The following is a 25346-nucleotide window of genomic DNA, read 5'->3' as shown; positions in this document are numbered from 1 at the left end:
ACCCTAAGCGTTATTCACCCACGGAACTGATTCGATTCGATGAACCACGACCTCTTTTTGATCGGCGTCGACGGCGGCGGCACCGGCACGCGTGTCGTGCTCAGCGACGCGCAGGGCCGCGAACTGGCGCAGGCGGCAAGCGGCCCATCGGGCCTCGGGCTCGGCATCCCGCGCGCATGGCAGTCCATTCAGGCCGCCTGCGGCGAGGCGTTCGAGCGAGCTGCCATCGCGCTGGACTGGTCGCGCTGCGTGCTCGGTTGCGGACTTGCGGGCGTCAACAATCGCGACTGGCTCGCCGAGTTTCACGACCAGGCGCCGCGACTGGCCGGACTGGCCGCCGAATCCGACGCCTACACGACCTTGCTCGGCGCGCACGAAGGCGCGCCCGGCGTGATCGTCGCACTCGGCACCGGCAGCGTCGCGGCCTCGCTTGCGAGCGACGGCGAATTCCGCATGGCCAGCGGCTACGGCTTTCCGTCAGGCGACGAGGCGAGCGGCGCGTGGCTCGGCCTCCGGCTGATCGTGCACGCGCAACAGGCGCTAGACGGCCGTGCGCCCGTCGACGATCTCGCGCATGCGTTGCTCGCGCATACCGGCACTCAGGATCGCGACAGCCTGGTCGTATGGCTGTGCGCGGCGAATCAGACTGCCTACGCGCGGCTCGCACCGATCGCGATCGAGCACCGCGCACATCCGTTCGCGGCACGCCTGCTCGGCGAGGCCGGCGTCGAAGTCGGCAAGATGATCGCCGCGCTGGACGCGACGGGCGTGCTGCCGGTCGCACTATGCGGAGGCCTCGGCGCGCCGCTGCGCGAGTACGTGCCCCAGGCGTATCAGGCGCGCCTGCGCGAGCCGCGGGCGGATTCGGCGCATGGCGGCTTGCAGCTGGCGCGGCGCGAGGCGCAGCGGCTGGCAGGACGACACCTGTAAAATATCCGCTTTGACGCTGCCTCGACGGCTCAGCCGCCGGACTCACCATGTATAAAGTCATCGCCACGGATCTCGACGGCACACTGCTCAACGCCGATCACCAGGTAGACCCGTTCACGGTCGCCACGGTGCGCAAGCTCGAAAGCGACGGGCTGCAGTTCGTGATCGCCACGGGGCGGCATTACTGCGACGTCGCGGGCATCCGCGATCTGCTCGGCATCAATCCATACCTGATCACGTCGAACGGCGCTCGAGTTCACGCGCCTGACAACACGGTGATCCACGCCGACGATCTGCAGCCCGCGATCGTCCAGCGTCTCGTGCAGCCAGAAATTGTCGGCGCGCATGGTCGCGTGATCGTGAGTCTGTTTGCAGACGAGGCGTGGCTGATCGATCGCGACGCGCCCCATCTGCTGGAATTTCACCAGGACTCTGGCTTCACGTACGAAGTGACCGACCTGCCGAAGCACGATGGCGTCGACATTGCCAAGGCGCTGTATATCGGCGATCCCGCCGATCTCGCGCAGGTTGCCGCCAATCTGGAACGCGAATTCGGCGAGCGGCTATACGTGACGTATTCGTTGCCGGATTGTCTCGAAGTGATGACCGCGAATGTGTCGAAGGGGCGCGCGCTGCAGATTGTGCTCGAGCGACTCGCTATCGACGCGTCGCAGTGCGTCGCGTTCGGCGACAACATGAACGATATCGATCTGCTCGAGACGGCCGGCCATCCATTCATGATGAACAATGCCAATCCCGATCTGATCACGCGCCTGCCGCATGTGCCGCGCATTGGCAACAATTTCGAGGCGGGCGTTGCGCATCATCTGCGCAAACTGTTTGCTCTCAACGACGAACTGGCGTCCTGAACCGCAATTACTCAAACTGAAGGCGGCCCGCATCCACACTCGCGTGGATGCGGGCCGCAGACGTTGCTCGCGAAGCGAGAAGCGCGGAGCGTGCTGCACTCCGCTTACGCCCGTCAATCCCGCCAGCCGCGGTGCTCACCGCGATAGTCATGGCCCCAGCGACGATCGTCGTGACCCCAGCCGCGGTCATCCCGGTGATAGTCGCGGTAGTAGTCGCCGCGCGGATAGCGATGATCCCAGCCGCCGTAATACACCGGCTCCGGCGCGGCGTAGACGCGCGCGGGCGCGGCATAAACCGGAGCGCCGAGCGATAGGCCGACGCTAAGATCCGTATGCGCCTGCGCGACACCGCATGCGCCCGCCGCGAGTCCGGCAGCAACCAGCAAGTGAGTGACGATGCGTTTCATGTTGGTCTCTCCTGTGAGGCGACGTAGGGTTTGTCGCACAGGACCAATGTACGCACTCGAGCCGAGGCGGACTGCGACCAGATGTTACGGACTGCAAGCATCGTCGAAGTCAGCGAAGGCAGGCGGAATGATCGCGCGGAGGTTGCGCGTAGACACCTCACTTCGCTGGCAGCCGCGCCCCACGGGGCTTTGCGGCCGGCCAATTCAAGCAGGCAGGCGGCTCGTCGCCCACGCTTGCCGCTTGATGCACCAGCACACGTAATCGCGGCTTACATCTGTATTACCCTATTAATCCGCCGCAGGCGCCGAAGCGTTCGAACTGGCGGAAGAGGTCGTCCCTGCCGAAGACGCCGGCTCTGCGGGCAACGCCGCACAAGGGCAATCGGTCGCCCGCCCATCGAGCCCTTCGCGATCGTGCTTGAAGCTCGCGCGCGGCGTGCCGTTCTGCCAGTCGAGTCGGACGATGTAAATGCTGTCGAAGTCGTCGCTTTGCCATTTCGGCACGTCGGCCGCGCGACCGCCATGCGCGTTCAACATCTGCCGTAACAGCTTCTCGATCAGCTTGTGCTCCCACGCAATCACGATCAGCTTGCCGCGATTGGCCGGGTCGACGAGCGCGTTGCCGAGCTGGTCGATCTGCGCAAAGCCGTACGGCGTTTGCACTGGCACCTGGAATTGAATCGCGGTCGGCTCGATCGTCGCGAGCGGGCGCACGTAATAGTACGGATGACCGCCGTCGTCTTTTTGCTGGCCGGGGTCGGGCGCGTAGATCGCATCGGGTTTGCCGAATTTGGCGGCGATGACGGCCGGCAACGCGAGCGCACGGTTGAGCCCCTGGCAGTCTAGCTGGCCGTAGCCTTGCGCGGGTTTCTCGCCATGGCGAACGAATACGAGGGTTTCGATATTGCCGCCCGCCGCAGCCGTGGCGGGAGCGGCCGCTGCGACGACAGTCGCCGTGCTCGTCGCCGCGTACGCGGCCGGCGACGTCAACGTGCTCGCGCACAAGCCGCCGAGCGACAGGGCGACCCCTTGCAGGAATCCGCGGAAACGGTTCATCGAAAGCACCTGTGCGAGGCTGGGAAGTCGCCCGATTCTAGCAGCGGTGCTCTCCGGCACGCGGCCGTCGCGGAATTCATATCGCATTGGCGCTCGCAAGGAATAACGGGCGCCGGGGCGCCCATTCATGCGGACTACGCGACGATCACGCGACCGACACGTCGAACCGGCCGTCAGTCGAACGCCAGCTTGCTCGCATCGTTGCAGCGATCCTCGGCGATCAGCGGATAGACGACTCCCGCGATCACCGCACCGATGATAGGCGCAGCCCAGAACAGCCACAGCTGATCGATCGCCGCGCCGCCGACGAATAGCGCCGGGCCCGTCGAACGCGCCGGATTGACCGACGTGTTGGTGACCGGAATCGAGATCAGGTGGATCAGCGTCAGGCACAGGCCGATCGCGATGGGCGCCAAGCCCGCCGGCGCGCGGCGATCGGTCGCGCCGAGGATCACGAACAGGAAGAAGCCCGTCATCACCACTTCGCAAACGAAGGCGGCGGCGAGCGCGTAGTGCCCCGGCGATTGCTCGCCGTAACCGTTCGTCGCGAAGCCGCTCGCGACCGGGTCGAAGCCCGGCTTGCCCGACGCGATCAGCGACAGCACGAATGCACCCAACACCGCGCCGACTACCTGCGCGGCGACATAGGGCAGCAGATCGCGCACCGAAAACCGGCCGGCGACGGTCAGGCCGACGCTCACCGCCGGATTCAAGTGACAGCCCGAAATGTGGCCGATCGCAAAAGCCATCGTCAGCACGGTCAGGCCGAAGGCCAGCGACACGCCGACGAAGCCGATGCCCAGACCATGAACCGGCCCGGCGAAGTTAGCGGCGAGGACCGCGCTGCCGCAGCCTCCGAGCACGAGCCAGAAGGTGCCGAACAGTTCGGCTACGAGGCGCTTTGACAACTGCATGTTTGGTGATCCTAAAAAGAATTGGCACTTCAGAAGCACGCATCGAAAAGGGCGAGTACGTACGTTGAGCGCGCAATTCTAGGTAGGCAGCGCCAAATCAGGTGTCAAGGATTGTCAATCTGGACAGAATTTATAAACTATTACGAGATAAAGCGCGTGTTTTACAATTCACACGCTTTAATAATTATCAGAGGAAAATTCGCTAAACCGGTATTAGTGGCCATTGCGAATTTCTATAATTGCAGCTAGTCTGCGGTCGAATGAGTTCTAGAAAGGGAGAACCGAATGTCTCAATACGCAGACCTCAAGGCGCAGATAGCCAAATTGCAGGCACAGGCAGAAGAAGCGCGACGCACGGAAATCGACAATGTCGTTGCCGACATCCGCCAAAAGATCGCCGAATACGGTCTGACCGCGCAGGATCTCGGTTTCGCGGTCGCCGCCAAGCGCGGCCGCCCGCCCAAGAAGACGCCGCTGCCGGCAAAATATCAGGACCCGAAGTCGGGCAATACGTGGAGCGGGCGCGGCAAGCCGCCCAAATGGATCGTCGGCAAGAATCGCGAGCGCTTTCTGATTGGCTCGGCCTGATGTCCGCCCGAGGTGACGCGGTGCAAGCGGTCTGAAGGGTTTTTGCCGTTTCGGCTTAATCGCTGCGCGCTAATCCGCGGTGGAAGCGCCACCATCGCAGTATTAAAAAAGCCGCCCATACAGGGCGGCATTTTTCGCGTCCGGCGGCGAGAATGACTTCGTTTTCCGGTCCCGCAAACGATACCGGTGCCGGATTCGTCCGCTATTGGGCGTTACAAGCAAAGGTTCACAGCGCCGCTTCAAAGCGGACCGAAAACGGCCGGCCGTAAAAGCGCCGGCCGTTTTCAAGCGCGCTTAGCCGACCGCGACCTGGCGCAATACCGGGCGCCGCGACGTTTCAATCAAGGCCGAATAGCCGTCGACATAGTTCTGCGCCATCGTTTTCGAACTGAAGCGGCGTTCGAACTGGGCGCGGATTTCGGTGCGCGACAGCTCGTCCAGACGCTGCAGAGCCGCTACCGCGCCTTGCACGTCCTCGACGATATAGCCGGTCACGCCGTGGTCGATCACTTCGGGCACCGAGCCGCGGTTGAATGCGATAACCGGCGTGCCGCAGGCCATCGACTCGATCATCACCAGGCCGAACGGCTCGGACCAGTCGATCGGGAACAGAAGCGCCTTCGCGCCCGACAGAAACTCGGGTTTCTGCGCCTCGTTGATTTCGCCGACGAACTCGACATGCGCCATCGACAACAGCGGCTCGATCTCGCGCTTGAAGTACTCCATGTCGACCTTGTCCACCTTGGCGGCGATCTTCAGCGGCAGACCGCTTTGCGCGGCGATCTTGATGGCTGTATCGACGCGTTTTTCCGGGCAGATGCGGCCGAGAAACGCGAGGTATTCGGGCTTCTTGTGCGGCTGCGGCGTCAGCAGCTGGTCCGGCAGACCGTGATAGATCGTGCTGAGCCAGTTGGCCTGCTGCAGCGGCAGACGCTGCGAATCCGAAATCGACACGACCGGCACATGCGAGAACGCGTCGAACACCGGCTGCAATTCCGGCAGGTCCAGGCGCCCGTGCAGCGTGCTCACGAACGGCGTGTCCATCGTCGTGAAGAGCGGGAACGGCATGTAGTCGAGATGGAAGTGCAGCACGTCGAACTCGTGCGCGACCTTGCGGACCTTTTCCATCATCAGCACGTGCGGCGCCAATGCATCGCGAATCGTCGGATCGAGGCGCAGCGCGCGCGGCCAGCACGCCTCGAGATTGGCGGACGTGACCGAGTCGCCGCTCGCGAACAGCGTGACGTCATGGCCGAGGTCGACGAGCGCCTCGGTCAGATACGACACGACACGTTCGGTGCCGCCATAGAGTTTCGGTGGGACAGCTTCGTAGAGCGGCGCGATTTGTGCGATTCGCATGCGTTTTCTCCTGTATCGATCGGAGTTAGCGCGAGGGGCGCTGACCCGAATCCCATGCAGATTTTTGACACTCACCGGGGCTTCGCACGACGGCGGGATCGCTCGAGGTACGTAGGCCTAACGGGCGGTTGGGCGCGGTTGGTCGCCGCCCGAAGGGTGGTCCGAAATCGGTATCGGGTAATCCCTTAGCCTCCATTATCGAGATCGACCGCCGTAATTCGAGTTATTTTTCAAACGCTTAATGTTGTTACAGCGCGAAACATGGACCGTTACAGCTTAGGCGCGCGGTCTAATCCCAACCGCTCCCCATAATCGGCAAACGCAATTGCGCCGGCTCAATCGAACGGGCAACAGGCGAAATGAACGGTAGCAAGCGGCGGACCCGAGGGTCGGATGAAGGGGAAAAGCCGCTAGCCCGAGCCTGGTGGCAGGCGGGTGAAAACGTCTTATAATTCCTTCCCACCGTTTTACGGTGCGGCGGTGAAGCTCTGAAAACTCACCAACCGGTACGCGCCGCAACCGTAAAAATTCCCAGCGCGCATCATCAGCCCCGCCCAGCGCCTCAATTCGTCCCAATCTGGGCTTCGACGGACCCTGCGTTGTAGGAATAATTCCTACACAAATGACGGATTAATCCGTCATCCAGGTGGGGTGTCTCTCCGATTTTCGGGTGTGCCCCCTTTCGAGACAATGCTTGCAAGACCAGAGACGAGACGAATCGCGCGGGTTCAGCGCGCGCGTTCGAGCAAACGTTTCCGCAAAAAAAATCGGCCTGACCAGCCGGACATACGAACGGGGGAATCATGAGCACGACTAGCCACATGCTCAGTGAGATCAGGGAAGTCAACCTGTCCTATCTGCTGCTCGCCCAGCGTCTGCTGCGCGAAGACAAGCCGATGGGCATGTTCCGCATGGGTATTTCGGACCAGCTGGCCGACGTGCTCGCCAATCTGTCGTTGGCGCAGACCGTCAAGCTCGCGGCGTCCAACCAGATGCTATGCCGCTTCCGCTTCGACGATCACGCGGTGCTGTCCGCCCTCGCGGACAAGGACAAGTCGAGTGCGATCGCGCAGGCTCATTCGGCGATCCTGATGGCGAGCCAGCCGGTCGAGCAGCTCGGCTGATGGCCAGCAAGAGCGTCGTACTCGAAGCCCGGGAAATCACCCTCGCGATCGAGCTGATCGACCTGGGCGCGCGTCTGCAATTGCTGGAGGCGGAAACCAGCCTGTCGCGCGACCGGCTCATCAAGCTGTACAAGGAACTGAAAGGGGTGTCGCCGCCCAAGGGCATGCTGCCGTTTTCGACCGACTGGTTCATGACCTGGCAGCCGAACTTTCATTCATCGCTGTTCTACAACATCTACCGTTTCATGGCCGGCTACGGCGGCTGCCGCGCGATCGAATCGATCGTGAAGAGCTACCGGCTATATCTGGAACACGTGCAGTTGCACGACGACGAGCCGGTGCTCAGTCTCACGCGCGCGTGGACGCTGGTGCGCTTCTTCGACTCGGGCATGCTGCAGCTGAGCGCCTGTCGCCGCTGCGGCGGCCATTTCGTCGCGCACGCGCACGATCCGCAGCACGCGTTCGTTTGCGGGCTGTGCCAGCCGCCGTCGCGCGCGGGCAAGACGAAAAAGGCAGCACAATCGCGGGCCGAGCGGCAAACCGCTGTCGCCGGAATCCCGGCCGAGGTGCCGCAAGTGGCCGACACGCGGGCTCACGAGGTCCGCTGCACCGCTCCCACGCTCGACATCCTCGTCACCGCCGAAGTTTGAGCGGCACACGTTGAGGCAGCGCAAGCCTCTGGTTTACACCGGACGCGAGCGCCGTCTTTTTCCCCAAAGTTTTCCGCCTCGGTGCCGTAAACCTGACTAACGACGGTGACCGTCGCATTTTTGTGAGGGCTCGGCAGTGCTGATATTCGTGGGAACACTCGTGACGCTGTTGTCCGTCTTCGGCGGTTACGCGCTGGAAGGGGGCCATCTCGGCGCGCTGCTGCAACCCGTTGAGGTGCTGATGATCGCCGGCGCCGGACTTGGCGCGTTCATTCTCGGTAACGGGATGAAGACGATCCGGGCGACACTGCGCGTCATTCCGACCCTGTTCAAGGGCGCGAAGTACAACAAGGACGTCTACATGGAGCTGATGGGGCTCCTGTACGTGCTGCTCGCGAAAGCGCGCAAGGAAGGCACGCTGACGCTCGAGGCCGACATCGACGATCCGTCGAAGAGCCCGATCTTCACGCAGTACCCGAAGATCCTCGCCGACAAGCACATCATCGAGTTCCTGACCGACTACCTGCGGCTGATGGTCGGCGGCAACATGAATGCGTTCGAGATCGAAAGCCTGATGGACGAGGAGATCGAGACGCACCACCAGGAAGGCGAGGCGCCCGCCCAGGCGCTGAGCAAGGTGGGCGACGCGATGCCGGCGTTCGGTATCGTCGCCGCGGTGATGGGCGTCGTGCACACGATGGCCTCGGCCGACAGGCCGCCCGCGGTGCTCGGCGAGATGATCGCGCAGGCGCTGGTCGGCACCTTCCTCGGCATTCTGCTTTCGTACGGGCTGATCGGACCGCTCGCGAGCGTCGCCGAACAGCGCGTGACCGAGTCCACCAAGATGTTCCAGTGCATCAAGGTGACGATCCTCGCGAGCCTGAACGGCTATGCGCCGGCGATCGCGGTCGAGTTCGGCCGCAAGGTGCTGTTCTCGACCGAGCGCCCGTCGTTCGCCGAGCTCGAAGAGCACGTGCGCCGCGTCAAGGCGAAATAAGGCGGCGACGGGAACCGAATCGATGAGCAGCAAGGACAAAGACCGCGCAATCGTTGTCAAACGCTCGGCGCCGAAGAAGCATGGTCATCACGGTGGCGCATGGAAGCTCGCCTACGCGGACTTCATGACCGCCATGATGGCGTTCTTCCTGCTGATGTGGCTGCTGAGCTCGGCCTCCACCGTGCAGCTGAAGGGCATCGCCGAGTACTTCAACCAGCCGCTGAAGATCACGCTGTGGGGCGGCGACCGCAGCGCCGAAGACTCGAGCATCCTGAAGGGCGGCGGGCGCGACATCTCGACCGACGCGCAGGGCGTGACCCGCTCGACCGACGGCAGCAGCAACCGCGCCGAGCGCACCGCGTCGCGCAACAACGAGGAAGCGGTGAAGCAGTTGCAGGGCGAGCTCGAACGCCGCGAGCAGGTGCGCCTGCACGATCTGCAGGTCAAGCTGATGGCCGCGATCGAGGCGAACCCGGTGCTGCGCCAGTTCAAGCAGCAGATCCGTATCGACTCGACCCTGACCGGCCTGCGCATCGAGATCGTCGACTCGCAGAAGCGGCCGATGTTCGCGACCGCGCGCGATGTCGTCGAACCGTACATGCGCGACATCCTGCGCGAGATCGGCCACACGCTGAACGACGTGCCGAACCGCATCATCGTCCAGGGCCACACCGACGCCGTGCCGTACGCGGGCGGCGAGAAGGGCTATAGCAACTGGGAGCTGTCGGCCGACCGCGCGAACGCGTCGCGGCGCGAGCTGGTCGCCGGTGGCATGGACGAAGCGAAGGTGATGCGCGTGCTCGGTCTCGCGTCGACGCAGAACCTGAACAAGGCGGACCCGCTCGATCCGGAGAACCGTCGCATCAGCATCATCGTGTTGAACAAGAAGTCCGAGGCGGCGCTCGATCACGACGATTCGACGACGACCACGCTGTCGGACGACGCAGCCGGCTCGAAGCCGCTGCTGCAAAAACTTGCGCAGCCGGTGACGGTTGCACCGAAGTTGCCGGCGGCGGCGCCGCCGGCAAAGTAACAGACCGCGGCCGCCGGGCCGGGGCCCGCGCCCGAGCGGCGAACCCCGGCAGGCGGCACAGTGTTTAGCGCAGCGAGGTTTTCATGATCAGGCACATCCTGGCAGTCGACGATTCGGCATCGATGCGGCAGATCCTCGCCGCGACGCTGACGGGCGCCGGCTATGAGGTCACGCTCGCGGCGGACGGCAACGAAGGGCTCGAAAACGCGCTCGCGATGGCGTTCGATCTCGTGTTGACCGACCAGCACATGCCCGGCAAGACCGGTCTCGATCTGATCACCGCGCTGCGCGGAAATCCGGCCTATCAGGCGACGCCCATCCTCGTCCTCACGACGGAATCGGGCGAACCCTTCAAAGAGGCGGCGCGCGCAGCGGGCGCGACCGGCTGGATCGAAAAGCCGCTCGACCCGGACATGCTGACCGAGCTGGTGGCGGCGTTGGCCGAACCGGACCCGGATTGATCCGCGCAATCAATACCTTTAGACACAGTACAGATAGCTCTCGACGCGCCTCTCCGGCAACTCGCGCCAGACAGGCATTCTCGCGGTGAACCAGGCATGACACTCGACATCACACAGTTCTATCAGACGTTCTTCGACGAAGCGGACGAACTGCTCGCGCAGATGGAGCAATTGCTGCTCAATCTCGACGTGGCCCGCCCGGACCCCGAAGACCTCGCGGCGATCTTTCGCGCCGCGCATTCGATCAAGGGCGGCGCGGCGACGTTCGGCTTCACCGCGCTCACCGAGACCACGCACATTCTCGAGTCGCTGCTCGATCGCGCGCGCAACAACGAGCTGGTGCTGCGCAAGGACATGATCGACACGTTCCTCGAGACCAAGGACGTGCTGTCCGGCCAGCTCGCCGACTACCGCGCGAGCGCCGAGCCCGACGCCGAGGTGGCGCGCGCGATCTGCGCGAAGCTCGAGCAGCTGCACGCGGAAAGCCGCATGGGCGGAGCGCCGGCAGCGGCAGCCGTCCAGACCGCGCCGGCCGCAGCGCAGCCGACGGCAACCCAAACAACAACAGCAACAACCGCGGTACAGCAGCAAGGCGGCACCCCGCCCGAGCACGTCGTCGAACAGGCGGTGCAGGCGGCGGGCGAATGGATGGACGGCGAACCGGCACAGACCGGGCAGGCCGCGGGCACGGACGACAGCGCCGGCCCACATCTGAAAATTACGCTACGGGGCGTGGGAGAGAAAGACCAGGAACTGCTCGCTGAAGAGCTGGGCAACCTGGGCAATATCGTCGGGCAGGTCAAGAGCGGCGGCGATCTGATGCTGTGGCTCTCGAGCGACGTACCCTCCGACGACATCATCGCCGTGTGCTGCTTCGTGATCGACGAAAGTCAGATCACGATCGGCCGTGGCACCGCGCCGGCGGACGACGCGCAGCAGGGCGAACCTGGAACGCCCGCCGCTGCCAGCGCTCCGACACCGGCGCAAAGCGCGCCTGTCGCCCCCGCCGCTCCCGCGGCGCAAGCGCAGGCGCAGCCGGTGGTTCATGCGGAGCAGGCGGCATCGTCGGCTCCGGCGGCTCACGCCGCTGCGCCCGCAAGCGCGGCCAGTCACACCGACAGCATCGAGCTGCCGCCAGCGCCACCCGCGGCGGCTCCGGCGGCAGCCAAACCGGCTTCGGCCGGGTCCGCCGAACACGACCGCAAGGCGGCCCGCCCTGCCGCCGCGGCGGCGGCCGGCGAAGGCAGCTCGATTCGCGTCGGCGTCGAGAAGGTCGATCAGCTGATCAACCTGGTCGGCGAGCTGGTGATCACGCAGGCGATGCTCGCGGAGACCACCAGCACGTTCGATCCGGCGCTGCACGACCGGCTCTTCAACGGCATGGCGCAGCTCGAGCGCAACGCGCGCGATCTGCAGGAAGCGGTGATGTCGATCCGCATGATGCCGATGGATTACGTATTCAGCCGCTTCCCGCGTCTGGTGCGCGATCTTGCGGCGAAACTCGGCAAGGAGGTCGAACTCGTCACCTTCGGTCAGGCGACCGAACTCGACAAGAGCCTCATCGAACGGATCATCGATCCGTTGACGCACCTCGTGCGCAACAGTCTCGACCACGGCATCGAAACGGTCGAGGCGCGGCGCGCGGCGGGCAAGGATTCGACCGGCCAGCTGGTGCTGTCGGCGGCGCACCACGGCGGCAACATCGTCATCGAGGTCAGCGACGACGGCGCCGGTCTGCGCCGCGACAAGATTCTCGCGAAGGCGGTCAAGCAGGGCATGCAGGTCAGCGAAACGATGACCGACGAGGAAGTCTGGAACCTGATCTTCCTGCCGGGCTTCTCGACCGCCGAGCAGGTCACCGACGTGTCCGGCCGCGGCGTCGGCATGGACGTGGTGAAGCGCAACATCCAGTCGATGGGCGGTCACGTCGAGATCACGTCGCACGCGGGCAAGGGCAGCACCACGCGGATCGTGTTGCCGCTCACGCTGGCGATTCTCGACGGCATGTCGGTGAAGGTCGGCAACGAGATCTTCATCCTGCCGCTGAACTTCGTGATGGAGTCGCTGCAGCCGCAAGCCGAAGACATCTACACGGTCGCCAACGGCGAGCGCGTGGTGCGCGTGCGCGGCGAATACCTGCCGCTCGTCGCGTTGCATGAAGTGTTCAACGTGTCGGAGGCGAAGCAGGAGCCGACCCAGGGCATCGTCACGATCATGCAGACCGAGGGACGGCGCTTCGCGATGCTGATCGACGAACTCGTCGGCCAGCAGCAGGTGGTCGTGAAGAATCTGGAAACGAATTACCGCAAGGTGCACGGCATTTCCGCGGCGACCATTCTGGGCGACGGCAGCGTCGCGCTGATCGTGGACGTCGCGGCGCTGAACCGCGAAACGCGTCATGCGCATGGGCATGCGCAGGCGATGAGCCTCGCGTGACGCATGCAGCAAACGCCTCAATGACAGACATCGCAACACAACTTCAACTCAATTTATCCCAACCGTTTGGGGGCTAACGTGGCAGAAGTCCAATCCATCAATTCGAGCGTCGCAAATGCGAGCGGTACGAATGGCCGCCGCGACGCGCAGGCGGACGCCGGCGGTCAGGAATTCCTCGTCTTCACGCTCGGCGCGGAAGAGTACGGCATCGACATCCTGAAGGTGCAGGAAATCCGCGGCTACGACAACGTGACGCGCATCGCCAATGCGCCCGAGTTCATCAAGGGCGTGATCAACCTGCGCGGCATCATCGTGCCGATCGTCGACATGCGGATCAAATTTCATCTGGGCCGCGTCGAGTACGACCATCAGACTGTCGTGATCATCCTGAACGTCGCGCATCGCGTGGTTGGGATGGTCGTGGACGGCGTCTCGGACGTGCTGACGCTGGCGGTCGACCAGATCATGCCGGCGCCGGAATTCGGCGCGACGCTGACGACCGAATACCTGACCGGCCTCGGCACGGTCGACGGCCGCATGCTGATCCTGATGGACATCGAGAAGCTGATGACCAGCTCCGAGATGGCGCTGACCGAGACGCTCGGCATCTGACGGCAGGCAGTAACGGAACCCGGCACAAGGAGCATCAACATGCTGAGCAGGTGGTCGATCCGCACATCGCTGACGATGGTGGGGATTCTTCTGGTGACGCTGACCGTGGCGGTCGGCGCGCTCGGGCTGACCGCGCTGAATCGCGCGAGCGGCTCGCTCGAACGCATCGCGGGCGGCGAACTGGTCGCGATTCATGCGCTCGACGACGCGTCAGCGTATCTGCTGCGCTCGCGCATCGCGATCGAACGTTTCAACACACTGACGGCCGCCGGCAACGCGGACGAGGCGAAGAAGGCACTCGATCGTGCGCAGGAGCTGCTCGGCAAGAGCAATCAGAGCTGGCAGGCATATCTGGAGGCACCGAAGCACGGCGTCGAGCAGCCCTTGCTCGACGATGTGCTCGCGAGGCATACGACGGTGATGCACGACGGCGTCGACGTCGAATTCGCCGCATTGAACGCGAACAATCTGGACGCGTATCACGCGGTCGCGGACACCAGGATCAGCCCGATGTTCATCGCCTACGACGCCGCCGCCGCCGCGGTGATCCAGGCGCTGCAGCAGAGCGTGGCCGATCAGGAGGCGAGCGCGCAGTCGAACACATCGCTGATGATCACGCTGATCAGCGTGATCACGGCGTTCGCGCTGCTGGTGGTGGTCGGCATCAGTTTCGCGCTGCGCGGGCTCATCGTGCAGCCGCTGAAAGACGCGACCGCATGCTTCGAGCGGATCGCCGCGGGCGACCTGTCCACCCCGGTCGTGGCATTCAGCAACAACGAAATCGGCCGCCTGTTCGCGGGCATCAAGCGGATGCAGGAAAGCCTCGCGACGATGCTGCGCGCGGTGCGCAGCGGCACCGAATCGATCGACACCGGCGCGCGCGAAATCGCGATGGGCAACACCGATCTGTCGCAGCGCACAGAGCAGCAAGCGGCGTCGCTGCAGGAAACCGCGTCGAGCATGGATCAGCTGACCGGCACCGTGCGGCAGAACACCGAGAACGCGCGCCAGGCGAGCCAGCTCGCCGTCAACGCGTCGGACATCGCGACCCGCGGCGGCGACGTGGTGAGCCAGGTCGTCACGACGATGCAGGAGATCGCGACCAGTTCGAACAAGGTCGTCGACATCATCGGCGTGATCGAGGGCATCGCGTTCCAGACCAACATCCTCGCGCTGAACGCGGCGGTCGAAGCCGCGCGGGCCGGCGAACAGGGCCGCGGCTTCGCGGTGGTCGCGGGCGAAGTGCGCAGCCTCGCGCAGCGCAGCGCGAGCGCCGCGAAGGAGATCAAGGAACTGATCGGCGATTCGGCCGACAAGGTGAAGAGCGGCTCCGAGCTGGTCGGCCGCGCGGGCACGACGATGGATGAAATCGTGCAGGCGGTGCGTCGCGTGACCGACATCATGGGCGAGATCAGCGCGGCGTCGGAAGAGCAGTCGAGCGGCATCGAGCAGGTCAATCGCGCGGTCGTGCAAATGGATTCGGTCACGCAGCAGAACGCGGCGCTGGTCGAACAGGCGGCCGCCGCGGCGGCGTCGCTCGAAGATCAGACGCGGCAGTTGCAAGCGGTGCTGAGTGGCTGGAAGGTGGCCGGCGGCACTCCGGCGCGTCAGAGCGCACCGGCGACGCCGCGTTCGCAAGCCACCGCGCAGTTCGCCAAGGGGGCACCGCAAGCAGCGAGCGCGGCGACTCCGGCGCACCCGGCCGGCGCGAGCAGCGAAGCGAAGGCAACTGCTGCGGCCCCGGCGGCCCCGAGCCAGCACGATGCAGCCGCACGCGTCGAACCGGCCTTGAAGTCCAGGCCGGCCGCAGCAGCGGCTCGCGCGACGACCGACACGTCCGCGCGCGCCGCTCCGGCGAGCACGGCGAAGGCAAGCTCGGACGCGGACTGGGAAACGTTTTAGGCAACGGCAGAGTGATATGTGGTCAACCGGCATCGCGCCCGCGGATGGGCGAAGCATCGAAGCACGCGCAGCACGCGTGTCGCGAGCCGGCCGTATGTCGATGGTACTCGCGGGACGGCGCGACCCCGCGAAAACAATTCCTATCCCCCAGCCAGTGCGGCTGGGCGGCGAGCGTGATGGCTCATATCGCAGACAGGAATTTTGATGATGGCAACGCGCGCAACACAACGCCCCGTGCGGGCGGCACCTGACGGCATGGAGCCGGCCAGGTCCGTCGAGACGGGACGCGATTTCGAATTCACGGCGGCGGATTTCGCCCGCATCCGCGATCTGATTCATCGCGTGGCGGGCATCTCGCTGTCGGACCACAAGCGCGACATGGCGTATAGCCGCCTCGCGCGACGCTTGCGGGCGCGCGGCATCGATACGTTCCGCCAGTATCTCGATCTGCTCGAAGCGGAAAACGATCCGGCCGAGTGGGAAGCGTTCACCAATGCGCTGACCACCAATCTGACCGCGTTCTTCCGCGAAGCCCATCACTTTCCGATCCTCGCCGAGTTCGTGCCGCGCCGTTCGCAACCGGTGTCCGTGTGGTGCTCGGCGGCATCGACCGGCGAGGAGCCGTACTCGATCGCGATGACGCTGATCGAAGCGCTCGGTGACAGCGGCGCGCGCCAGGCATCGGTGCTCGCGACGGACATCGACACCCAGGTGCTCGCGAAGGCCGAGGCCGGCGTCTACCAGTTCGACCAGGTCAAGCACCTGTCGCCCGAGCGCCTGAAGCGCTTCTTCCTGAAGGGCACGGGCGCGCATGCGGGGATGGTCAAGGTGCGTCCCGAAGTGCGCGCGCTCGTGCGCTTCGAGCAACTCAATCTGACTGATCGCGATTACCAGTTGCGCACGCAGTTCGACGCAATCTTCTGCCGCAACGTGATGATCTATTTCGACAAGCCGACGCAGGCGCAGGTGCTGGCGCGCTTCGAGCCGCTGGTGAAGCCGGGCGGCCTGCTGTTCGCCGGCCATTCGGAAAACTTCACGTACGTGACGCAGGCATTCCGGCTGCGCGGCCAGACCGTCTATGAACTGACGCGCGACGCCAGCAGCGCGCGCGCGCCGTCGCGCGCCCACGCGCATGACGCGCTTCAATCGAGCGGGGTGGCCGCATGAGCAGCACGCTGCCGATCGCTACCAACCTGTACTACGACAACCACTTCCAGCGCCCCGGCGTGAAGCTGTTGCCCAACGAGTTCTACACGACGAGCGAAGACATGGTGCTCGTGACCGTGCTCGGCTCGTGCGTCGCGGCCTGCATCCAGGACCGCACCGCGGGCATCGGCGGCATGAATCACTTCATGCTGCCCGACGACGGCGCGGACGTCGCGCAGGCCGCGTCGGACTCGATGCGCTACGGCGCCTACGCGATGGAAGTGCTGATCAACGAACTGATCAAGGCGGGCGGCCGGCGCGAGCGCTTCGAGGCCAAGGTGTTCGGCGGCGGCGCGGTGCTCGCGGGCATGACGACGATGAACATCGGCGATCGTAACTCGGAGTTCGTGCGCCGCTATCTGGCCACCGAAAAGATCCGCATCGTCGCCGAGGACCTGCAGGGCTCGCATCCGCGCAAGGTCGCGTTCATGCCGCGCACCGGTCAGGTGATGGTGAAGAAATTGCGCTTGCAACAGGAAGCGGGCGTCGCCGAGCGCGAACAGGCGCTCGTGCGGCAGAGCGCCGAAGCGCGCGCCGAGCGGCTCGCCGCGGCGCGCAGCCGGGTCGAGCTGTTCGCGAAGCCGGCCGCCGCGCGGCCGAAAATCGAACTGTTCGGCGCGAGCCCGCGCCCGACTTATTCCAACAACGCCAGAACCACAGAGGAGGCGTGAGCGCTGTGCAAAAGATCAAGGTATTGTGCGTCGACGATTCGGCGCTGATCCGCAGCCTGATGACCGAGATCATCAATGGCCAGCCGGACATGACAGTGGTGGCGACGGCGCCCGATCCGCTCGTCGCGCGCGAGCTCATCAAGCAGCACAACCCGGACGTGTTGACGCTCGACGTCGAAATGCCGCGCATGGACGGCCTCGATTTTCTCGAGAAGCTGATGCGTCTGAGGCCGATGCCGGTCGTGATGGTGTCGTCGCTGACCGAGCGCGGCAACGAAATCACGCTGCGCGCGCTCGAACTCGGCGCGGTCGATTTCGTGACCAAGCCGAAGGTCGGTATTCGCGACGGCATGCTCGACTATGCGGAAAAGCTCGCCGACAAGGTTCGCGCGGCGGCCCGCGCACGCGTGCGCCAGGCCGCGCCCGCGCAGCATGCGGCCACCCAGGCGGCGCATGCGCCGGTCGGCTCGGCGCCGCTCTTCAACAACCCGCTGCTTAGTACCGAGAAGCTGGTCATCGTCGGTGCGTCGACGGGTGGCACCGAGGCGATTCGCGAAGTGCTGGTGCCGCTGCCGCCCGATGCGCCCGCGGTGCTGATCGCGCAGCACATGCCGCCGGGCTTCACGAAATCTTTTGCGCAACGCCTCAATGGTTTGTGCCGGATTACCGTTAAAGAAGCAGAGCACGGCGAGCGGGTGCTGCCGGGGCACGCGTACATCGCGCCGGGCCACGCGCATCTGTTGCTCGCGAGGAGCGGTGCGAACTATATTGCGCATCTGTCCGACGACCCGCCGGTGAACCGGCATCGTCCGTCGGTCGATGTGCTGTTCCGCTCGGCCGCGCAGCATGCGGGCAAGAACGCGGTCGGCGTGATTCTGACCGGCATGGGGCGCGACGGCGCGGCCGGTCTGCTGGAGATGAGAAAAGCCGGTGCTTACACGCTGGCGCAGGACGAGGCGAGCTGCATCGTGTTCGGCATGCCGCGCGAGGCGATCGCGCTCGGTGCGGCTGACGAAATCGCCTCGCTGCCGGACATGAGCCGGCGCGTGATGGCGCGTTTGTCGTCGATGGGTGACCGCGTTCAGCGGGTATGATGCGTGCCGGATGGAATGACGCGGTTCAACGCCGCAACATGGATCAAGCAAAGGGAAAGAAATGGACAAGGGAATGAAGATTCTGGTGGTTGACGATTTTCCGACGATGCGCCGGATCGTCCGCAACCTGCTGAAGGAACTGGGCTACTCGAACGTCGACGAAGCGGAAGACGGCGCGGCCGGTCTCGCGCGTCTGCGCAGCGGCAGCTACGAGTTCGTGATCTCGGACTGGAACATGCCGAACCTCGACGGCCTCGCGATGCTGAAGGAAATTCGCGCCGACGCGAGCCTCGCGCATCTGCCGGTGCTGATGGTGACGGCCGAGTCGAAGAAGGAAAACATCATCGCCGCGGCGCAGGCCGGTGCGAGCGGTTACGTTGTCAAGCCGTTCACGGCCGCGACGCTCGACGAGAAGCTCAACAAGATCCTCGAGAAGATGGCGAAAGCCGGGAGCTGACGTGACGCCGCCGACCCAAACGCCTGGCGCCGAAGCGGGCAGCGATAGCGGCGACTTCGCGTCGGACCGCATCCTTGCGCGCATCGGTCAACTGACGCGCACGTTGCGCGATTCGATGCGCGAACTCGGGCTCGACAAGCACGTCGAGCGCGCGGCTGAAGCCGTGCCCGACGCGCGCGACCGGCTGAAGTACATCGCCAACATGACCGAACAGGCCGCCGAGCGCGTGCTGTCGGCGATCGACATCGCGAAGCCGATCCAGGAGCAGTTGCAGAAAGACGCGTGCACGCTCGACGCGCGCTGGGAGCAGTGGTACGCGGCGCCGATCGAACGCGAGGAAGTGCGCGCGCTGATGAACGACACGCGCACCTTCCTGCGCGGCGTGCCCGACTCGACCAGCGCGACCAACTCGCAGCTGATGGAGATCATGCTCGCGCAGGACTTCCAGGATCTGACCGGCCAGGTGATCAAGAAGATCACCGAGGTCGTCTATCTGATCGAGCAGCAGCTGCTCGGCGTGCTGGTCGAGAACATCGCGCTCGAACGGCGCGAGCAGTTCGCGGCGCATGCGGCGGCTCTGAAGGCCGAGGTGTCGTCGACGGGCAGCCCCGAGCATCTGCTCAACGGTCCGCAGATCAATCCGGAAGGCAAGACGGATGTGGTCCAGGATCAATCGCAGGTCGACGATCTGCTCGCGAGCCTCGGTTTCTGAACAAGCGATTCGGCCCGGCAAGCGCGCCGGGCTGGTGCTTTCTCCGCGATTTACGCCAAACCCGCGGCCAATCGGCACCGACTCCCGATCTTCCTTACGATTTCCTGCTAGTAATAGTCGGTAAGTCGCACGTGCGGGCGCACCTTGCGCCGGCTGAAAGAATCCGCAGGCATACTACGAGCTCAAAGCGGTACGGCACCCGGCCCGCGCAACGCCGGGCAGTCGCGTGGCGAGGAGATCCCTCGGCATTGCGGCCGCGGTGGCGCCGTATCATCTGCCTATAAGCGGCCGCTTCGCGTAACCGGCGAAGCGTGCCGCGGCCCGGGAGGAGCTTCTCATGTGGAGTCGTATTGGTCGCGCCGGAGTCACGGCGCTCGTGTTGCCATGTTCGTTACTGGCCCTGACGGCCGCGCAATCAGCCCATGCGGCGCTGGGCAGCGCGCCGCTTACCCCCCCGTCCGACGCGTCGGTGTCGTCCCGCGTGGTGCAGCCCGCCAGCGGATCATCGCAAAGTGTGATGCGTTCTCAAGCGAGCGGGGCATCTTCCACCTCTTCCACACCCGCTTCCTATACGGTACGCGAGACCACGTTCGGCAACGGCACCGTGGTGCGCGAATATCTGAGCACGAGCGGCGCGGTATTCGGCATTGCGTGGCGTGGTCCGCAAATGCCCGATCTCAATGATCTGCTTGGCAGTTATTTCCCGCAGTACGTGGCCGGCGTGAAGGCCGCTCGGGCCGCGCGCGGCAACGCGCGGGGGCCGGTCGCCGTGAACGACGGCAACATCGTGGTGCATTCGGGCGGCCACATGGGCGCGTTCAGCGGCGTCGCGTGGCTGCCGTCAGCGCTGCCGGCCGGCGTCAGCGGTTCCGACATCCAGTAACGGCGAGGACGACGATGCGAATCATGCTCACGACCGCGAATCTGAAAGGCTGGATGCAGGCCATGGTTGCCGTGCTGCTGACGGCGACGCTCGTTGCCTGCGGAGGTGGCGGCAGCGATGACAACTCCGGCTCCAACAATGGCGGCGGCACGTCGAACGGACTGAACGGCGGTTCGCTGCCGCCCAGCCCGACCCAGCAGCCGATTTCCGCGAACGCGTCGAACACGGTGCCGATCACGGTTGGCCGGGGCGCGGCCGGCGTCATCAACATTCCGACCGTCAGCGTGACGATCTGCGCGCCGGGCTCGACCACCAACTGCCAGACCATCAACAACATCCAGCTCGACACCGGTTCGTTCGGCTTGCGCGTGGTCAGCTCGGTGCTCAATTCGACGCTGCTGGGCGCGCTGCCAAACAGCACACTCGGCAGCGGCGGCCCGCAGCTCGCCGAGTGCGCGACCTTCGCGGACGGCTTCACGTGGGGCTCGGTGCGCACCGCGCTCGTGACGATCGGCGGTGAAACGACGACCGGCGCCATCCCGCTGCAGATCATCGGCGACAAGCCCACGAGCACGGTACCCACGAGCGGCTGCGGCAGCGGTTCGCCCCAAAACACGGTCAGCGATCTGGGCGCCAACGGCATTCTCGGCGTCGGCACCGCGCTGACCGATTGCGGCGCGACCTGTGCGAACCCGGCGACCGCGGCGACCTACAGCAACTACTTCGCCTGCCCGAACGGTACGTCGTGCACGCGCACCGCGGTGCCGATCAACCAACAGGTGGCCAACCCGGTCGCGAACTTCCCGCTCGACAACAACGGCGTGATCGTCCAGATGGCGCCCGTGTCGAACTTCGGGCAGGCGTCGGCGACCGGCACGCTGGTATTCGGCATCGGAACACAGGGGAACAACCCGCTTGCGGCCGCGCAGGTCTTCACGACCGGCCCATTCGGCGATCTCGACAACAGCAGCTTCAACGGCACGACGGTCCAGGCGTTCCTCGATTCCGGCTCGAACGGCTATTTCTTCACCGATGGCTCGATCACGCTGTGCGGCAGCCAGTTCCCGGGCTTCTATTGCCCGTCGTCGGCGCAAACCCGCACGGTCACGCTGGTGGGATTGAACAAGGTATCGGCGGTCGCGAGCATCGGCATTCTGAGTGCGCAGACGCTGTTCGCGAACGGCAGCAACTTCGCGTTCAACAACCTCGCCGGTCAGATCAGCGGGAACGCCAGCTTCGACCTCGGTCTGCCGTTCTTCTACGGCCGCCACGTGTACTACCACCTCGATCAGACCGCGAGCGGCGGTCCCTCCCCGTTCGTCGGCTACTGAAGCCGCACGTCTATCCAATGCCGGACGGCGCGCGTGAGACACGCGCGAGCCGTCCGGTCATCTGTCGAAATACCCCGGTTTCTCCTTCTTTATCCGCCGATCAGCGCTTGCGTCGAGCAGGAATAATCGCTCTCACTGGAAAGAGGCGTCGTGCCTCGGCCGACTGGAGAGCTTTGTGGCAGAGGACAGCGACCTCGAAAAAACCGAATCAGCCACCCCTCGGCGCCTGCAGAAGGCGCGCGAGGAGGGGCAGATCGTGCGTTCTCGGGAGCTGTCGACCTTCGCGCTGCTCGCGGCCGGGTTCTACGGTGTATGGGGCATGTCGGGCAACATCGGCGAGCATTTGCAGAACATGGTGCGTGCGTCGCTGATGTTCAACCACGCGAGCGTGTTCGACACCAACCGCATGCTGATCGGCGCGGGCACTGCGGGTCGCGAAGGGCTGTACGCGCTCGTGCCGGTACTCGGCGTCACCGGACTGGCCGCGCTGCTCGCACCGATGGCGCTGGGCGGCTGGCAGCTGTCGGCGAAGGGGTTCGAGCCCAAGTTCAACCGGCTGAACCCGATCGAGGGCTTCGGCCGCATGTTTTCGATCAACGGACCGATCCAGCTCGGCATGTCGCTCGCGAAGACGCTGGTGGTGGGTCTGATCGGCGGCACGGCGATCTGGAATCGCCACGAGGAATTCCTCGCGCTCGCGACGCAGCCGCTCGAAGTCGCGCTCACCAACTCCATGCATCTGATCGCGGTGTGCTGCGGCATGACGGTGGCCGGCATGTTCGCGGTGGCCGCGCTCGACGTGCCGTATCAGCTGTGGTCGTTCCACAAGAAGCTGCGCATGACGAAGGAAGAAGTGAAGCGTGAGCATCGCGAGAGCGAAGGCGATCCGCACATCAAGGGCAAGATTCGCCAGCAGCAGCGCGCGATCGCGCGGCGCCGCATGATGGCGCAAGTGCCGAAGGCCGACGTGGTCGTGACGAACCCGACGCACTTCGCGGTCGCGCTGCAATACACGGACGGCGAGATGCGCGCGCCGAAGGTGGTCGCCAAGGGCGTGAACCTCGTGGCCGCGCGGATTCGCGAGGTCGCCACCGAAAACAACGTGCCGCTGCTCGAAGCGCCGCCGCTCGCACGGGCGCTGTATCACAACGTCGATCTGAATCGCGAGATTCCGGGGCCGCTCTATGGCGCGGTCGCCGAAGTGCTCGCGTGGGTCTATCAGCTGCGCCGCTTCAAGGCCGAAGGCGGCGACGTGCCGCTCGCGCCGACCGAACTCGACGTGCCGCCGGAACTCGACAAGGGCGCCGTGTCGGACCAGGACGCCGCCGAAGAAGCCGCCGACACGCTGAACCCGACCGCCGACAACGCCAACGACGCAACTAGCGGCGACAACAACGGAGCCTCCGCATGAACGCTCGCGCCGGTTTCCTCGCCCGACGGCCGGATGCGCTGAGCAGCACCAACCTGCGCGCCCTCGCCGGGCCGGTGCTGATCTGCATGATCCTCGGCATGATGATTCTGCCGTTGCCGCCGTTCCTGCTCGATCTGCTGTTCACGTTCAACATCGCGCTGTCGGTGATGGTGCTGCTCGTCAGCATGTACACGATGAAGCCGCTCGACTTCGCGGCGTTCCCGAGCGTGCTGCTGTTCTCGACGCTGCTGCGGCTGTCGCTGAACGTCGCCTCGACGCGGATCGTGCTGCTCGAAGGCCATACCGGTCCCGATGCGGCCGGCCAGGTGATCGAGTCGTTCGGCCACTTCCTCGTGGGCGGCAACTTCGCGGTCGGTATCGTCGTGTTCGTGATCCTGATGGTGATCAACTTCATGGTGATCACGAAGGGCGCGGGGCGGATCGCCGAAGTGTCCGCGCGCTTCACGCTCGACGCGATGCCCGGCAAGCAGATGGCGATCGACGCCGATCTGAACGCCGGCCTCATCAACGAAGAGCAGGCACGCAAGCGTCGCACGGAAATCTCGCAGGAAGCCGAGTTCTACGGCTCGATGGACGGTGCGAGCAAGTTCGTGCGCGGCGATGCGATCGCCGGTCTGCTGATCATGGTGATCAACATCATCGGCGGCCTGATCGTCGGGATGGTCCAGCACGACATGAGCTTTGCCGCGGCGGGCAAGAACTACACCCTGCTGACGATCGGCGACGGACTCGTCGCGCAGATTCCGTCGCTGGTGATTTCCACGGCGGCCGGCGTGATCGTGTCGCGCGTCGCGACCAACGAGGACATCGGCACGCAGCTGACCGGGCAGCTCTTCACGAACCCGCGCGTGCTGATGATCACGGGCTGCATTCTCGTGCTGATGGGCCTGATCCCGGGCATGCCGCACTTCGCTTTCCTGATTCTGGGCGGCGGCCTGATCCAGCTCGGCCGCACGATGAAGAAGCGCAACGAGGAGCGCAAGAACGCGCCGGCGCTCGTCGACGTCGCGCCGACCGCGCTCGCGCCGGTCGAAAACGCCGAGGCGAGCTGGGACGACGTGACGATGATCGACACGCTCGGCCTCGAAGTCGGCTACCGGCTGATTCCGCTCGTCGACAAGAACTCGGACGGCGAGCTGCTCAAGCGGATCAAGAGCATCCGCAAGAAGTTCGCGCAGGAAATCGGCTTCTTGCCGCCGGTCATTCATATCCGCGACAACCTCGAATTGCGGCCAAACGGTTATCGGATCGCGTTGAAGGGCGTCGAGGTCGGTTCGGGCGAGGCGTACCCGGGCCAGTGGCTCGCGATCAACCCGGGCCAGGTATCGGCCGCGCTGCCGGGCACGCCGACCCAGGATCCGGCGTTCGGCCTGCCCGCGATCTGGATCGATACGAATCTGCGCGAGCAGGCGCAGGTATACGGCTACACGGTCGTCGATTCAAGCACGGTGGTCGCGACGCACCTGAATCACCTCGTCGTCACACACGCGTCGGAGCTGCTCGGCCGCCGCGAGGTGCAGTCGCTGGTCGAGCGGATGCAGAAGGACACGGCGTCGCTGGTCGACGATCTGGTGCCGAAGATGCTGCCCCTCACCACCCTGCAAAAGGTGTTGCAGAACCTGCTCGAAGAAGGCGTGCCGATTCGCGACATGCGCACGATCCTCGAAGCGCTCGCCGAGCACGCGACCAAGATCACCGACCCGCACGACCTGACCGCCGCGGTGCGCCTCGCGCTGGGTCGCGCGATCACGCAGCAGTGGTTCCCCGGCACCGCCGACATGCAGGTGATGGGCCTCGACGCGAACCTCGAACGGGTGCTGTCGCAGGCGCTCTCGACCGGACCGAACCCGGGTCTCGAACCGGGTCTCGCGAACACGCTGCTCACCGAAACGCAGAAGGCGATGATGCGTCAGCAGAATCTCGGCCTCGCACCGGTGCTGCTCGTGCAGCACGCGTTGCGGCCGATGCTCGCGCGCTTCCTGCGCCGCAGCCTGCCGCAGCTGAAGGTGCTGTCGTATGCGGAAGTGCCCGATACGCGCAACGTCAAGGTGGTGAACCTGATCGGCGCACAGGGCTGACGCAGGCCGCTCGCTCGTGACTGTCGATACGACGAAAACCGGCGCTCCAGAGGGGCGCCGGTTTTCGTTTGCACGCGCCTTTCAGCGCTCGTCGAACGGTGTGTCTGCCGTGTGTCCATCGCGCGAATTGCCCGCCTTTAACGG

Annotated in this window: 24 protein-coding genes; 20 read left to right on the top strand and 4 right to left on the bottom strand. The window is 64.9% G+C overall.

Annotated elements, in window-relative coordinates:
• Window positions 1-39 precede the first annotated feature (39 nt).
• Together AB3X96_RS00670 and AB3X96_RS00665 are read left to right on the top strand one after the other, a co-directional pair.
• The gene (locus AB3X96_RS00670) at window positions 40-930 is read left to right on the top strand and encodes a BadF/BadG/BcrA/BcrD ATPase family protein (RefSeq protein WP_368588226.1); all 891 of its coding nucleotides are present in this window, start codon (window positions 40-42) and stop codon (window positions 928-930) included.
• A 47-nt stretch (window positions 931-977) separates the two neighbouring features.
• A complete protein-coding gene (locus tag AB3X96_RS00665; protein ID WP_176380044.1) occupies window positions 978-1799 on the top strand; it encodes a Cof-type HAD-IIB family hydrolase in 822 nt (273 codons plus the stop codon).
• 113 nt (window positions 1800-1912) lie between these two features.
• On the opposite strand, the gene AB3X96_RS00660 is transcribed toward AB3X96_RS00665, so the two are convergent.
• The 3 genes from AB3X96_RS00660 to aqpZ all read right to left on the bottom strand — a co-directional run bounded on the left by AB3X96_RS00660 (window position 1913) and on the right by aqpZ (window position 4176).
• Complete coding sequence (locus AB3X96_RS00660) at window positions 1913-2206, bottom strand: PXPV repeat protein (RefSeq protein ID WP_176109961.1); 294 nt, start codon at window positions 2204-2206, stop codon at window positions 1913-1915.
• Between the two features lie 288 nt (window positions 2207-2494).
• Window positions 2495-3262, bottom strand: coding sequence for a histidine phosphatase family protein (locus AB3X96_RS00655; RefSeq protein ID WP_368588225.1), 768 nt, complete (start codon window positions 3260-3262; stop codon window positions 2495-2497).
• Between the two features lie 173 nt (window positions 3263-3435).
• Entirely contained in the window at window positions 3436-4176 is a 741-nt protein-coding gene (aqpZ, locus tag AB3X96_RS00650; protein WP_368588224.1) for an aquaporin Z, read from the bottom strand.
• A 285-nt stretch (window positions 4177-4461) separates the two neighbouring features.
• On the opposite strand from aqpZ, the gene AB3X96_RS00645 reads away from it, so the two are divergent.
• The gene (locus AB3X96_RS00645; RefSeq protein ID WP_013090908.1) at window positions 4462-4764 is read left to right on the top strand and encodes an H-NS family nucleoid-associated regulatory protein; all 303 of its coding nucleotides are present in this window, start codon (window positions 4462-4464) and stop codon (window positions 4762-4764) included.
• A gap of 294 nt (window positions 4765-5058) precedes the next feature.
• On the opposite strand, the gene AB3X96_RS00640 is transcribed toward AB3X96_RS00645, so the two are convergent.
• Window positions 5059-6123 carry a glycosyltransferase family 4 protein gene (locus AB3X96_RS00640; RefSeq protein WP_368588223.1) on the bottom strand — a complete coding sequence of 355 codons (1065 nt, stop codon included), beginning with the start codon at window positions 6121-6123 and terminating at the stop codon, window positions 5059-5061.
• Between the two features lie 803 nt (window positions 6124-6926).
• Between AB3X96_RS00640 and flhD the strand changes: the two genes are divergently transcribed.
• From flhD to flhA, 17 genes are all read left to right on the top strand, one after another.
• Window positions 6927-7247 carry a flagellar transcriptional regulator FlhD gene (flhD, locus tag AB3X96_RS00635; RefSeq protein WP_176109964.1) on the top strand — a complete coding sequence of 107 codons (321 nt, stop codon included), beginning with the start codon at window positions 6927-6929 and terminating at the stop codon, window positions 7245-7247.
• Entirely contained in the window at window positions 7247-7897 is a 651-nt protein-coding gene (gene flhC, locus AB3X96_RS00630) for a flagellar transcriptional regulator FlhC (protein WP_368588222.1), read from the top strand. Before flhD ends, flhC begins: the two co-directional genes overlap by 1 nt.
• A 136-nt stretch (window positions 7898-8033) precedes the next feature.
• Entirely contained in the window at window positions 8034-8894 is an 861-nt protein-coding gene (motA, locus tag AB3X96_RS00625; RefSeq protein ID WP_176109966.1) for a flagellar motor stator protein MotA, read from the top strand.
• Window positions 8895-8916: 22 nt separating this feature from the next.
• Window positions 8917-9927 carry a flagellar motor protein MotB gene (motB, locus tag AB3X96_RS00620; protein WP_176109967.1) on the top strand — a complete coding sequence of 337 codons (1011 nt, stop codon included), beginning with the start codon at window positions 8917-8919 and terminating at the stop codon, window positions 9925-9927.
• Window positions 9928-10010: 83 nt separating this feature from the next.
• Window positions 10011-10388, top strand: a complete 378-nt coding sequence (locus tag AB3X96_RS00615) for a response regulator (RefSeq protein WP_176109968.1) — start codon at window positions 10011-10013, stop codon at window positions 10386-10388.
• Between the two features lie 96 nt (window positions 10389-10484).
• Window positions 10485-12824, top strand: coding sequence for a chemotaxis protein CheA (cheA, locus tag AB3X96_RS00610; RefSeq protein WP_368588221.1), 2340 nt, complete (start codon window positions 10485-10487; stop codon window positions 12822-12824).
• Window positions 12825-12902: 78 nt separating this feature from the next.
• A complete protein-coding gene (locus AB3X96_RS00605; RefSeq protein WP_176124465.1) occupies window positions 12903-13436 on the top strand; it encodes a chemotaxis protein CheW in 534 nt (177 codons plus the stop codon).
• A gap of 39 nt (window positions 13437-13475) precedes the next feature.
• Window positions 13476-15338 (top strand): methyl-accepting chemotaxis protein, encoded by a 1863-nt coding sequence (locus AB3X96_RS00600; protein ID WP_368588220.1) that lies wholly within the window; start codon window positions 13476-13478, stop codon window positions 15336-15338.
• Between the two features lie 204 nt (window positions 15339-15542).
• On the top strand, window positions 15543-16505 hold the full coding sequence (locus tag AB3X96_RS00595) for a CheR family methyltransferase (RefSeq protein ID WP_368588219.1): 963 nt from the start codon (window positions 15543-15545) through the stop codon (window positions 16503-16505).
• Window positions 16502-17215: a chemoreceptor glutamine deamidase CheD gene (gene cheD, locus AB3X96_RS00590; protein WP_368585657.1), complete on the top strand. Its 714-nt coding sequence runs from the start codon at window positions 16502-16504 to the stop codon at window positions 17213-17215. The genes AB3X96_RS00595 and cheD overlap by 4 nt, the downstream gene beginning before the upstream one ends.
• Window positions 17216-17220: 5 nt before the next feature.
• Complete coding sequence (locus tag AB3X96_RS00585; protein ID WP_176110671.1) at window positions 17221-18309, top strand: chemotaxis response regulator protein-glutamate methylesterase; 1089 nt, start codon at window positions 17221-17223, stop codon at window positions 18307-18309.
• 61 nt (window positions 18310-18370) lie between these two features.
• Window positions 18371-18766 (top strand): chemotaxis response regulator CheY, encoded by a 396-nt coding sequence (gene cheY, locus AB3X96_RS00580; protein ID WP_018418782.1) that lies wholly within the window; start codon window positions 18371-18373, stop codon window positions 18764-18766.
• Between the two features lies 1 nt (window position 18767).
• Window positions 18768-19478 (top strand): protein phosphatase CheZ, encoded by a 711-nt coding sequence (gene cheZ, locus AB3X96_RS00575; protein ID WP_176109974.1) that lies wholly within the window; start codon window positions 18768-18770, stop codon window positions 19476-19478.
• A 337-nt stretch (window positions 19479-19815) separates the two neighbouring features.
• A complete protein-coding gene (locus tag AB3X96_RS00570) occupies window positions 19816-20361 on the top strand; it encodes a DUF2844 domain-containing protein (protein WP_176109975.1) in 546 nt (181 codons plus the stop codon).
• 14 nt (window positions 20362-20375) lie between these two features.
• Window positions 20376-21692, top strand: coding sequence for a DUF3443 domain-containing protein (locus AB3X96_RS00565; RefSeq protein ID WP_368588218.1), 1317 nt, complete (start codon window positions 20376-20378; stop codon window positions 21690-21692).
• A 175-nt stretch (window positions 21693-21867) separates the two neighbouring features.
• The gene (flhB, locus tag AB3X96_RS00560; protein ID WP_368588217.1) at window positions 21868-23103 is read left to right on the top strand and encodes a flagellar biosynthesis protein FlhB; all 1236 of its coding nucleotides are present in this window, start codon (window positions 21868-21870) and stop codon (window positions 23101-23103) included.
• Window positions 23100-25202 (top strand): flagellar biosynthesis protein FlhA, encoded by a 2103-nt coding sequence (gene flhA, locus AB3X96_RS00555; protein WP_368588216.1) that lies wholly within the window; start codon window positions 23100-23102, stop codon window positions 25200-25202. The genes flhB and flhA overlap by 4 nt, the downstream gene beginning before the upstream one ends.
• Window positions 25203-25346: the final 144 nt, after the last annotated feature.

It is taken from the genome of Paraburkholderia sp. BR13439 (assembly GCF_040948805.1).
Lineage (GTDB): Bacteria > Pseudomonadota > Gammaproteobacteria > Burkholderiales > Burkholderiaceae > Paraburkholderia > Paraburkholderia youngii.
The sequence above is the reverse complement of the archived record's forward strand: the minus strand, read 5'-3'. Positions and strand labels throughout refer to the sequence as shown.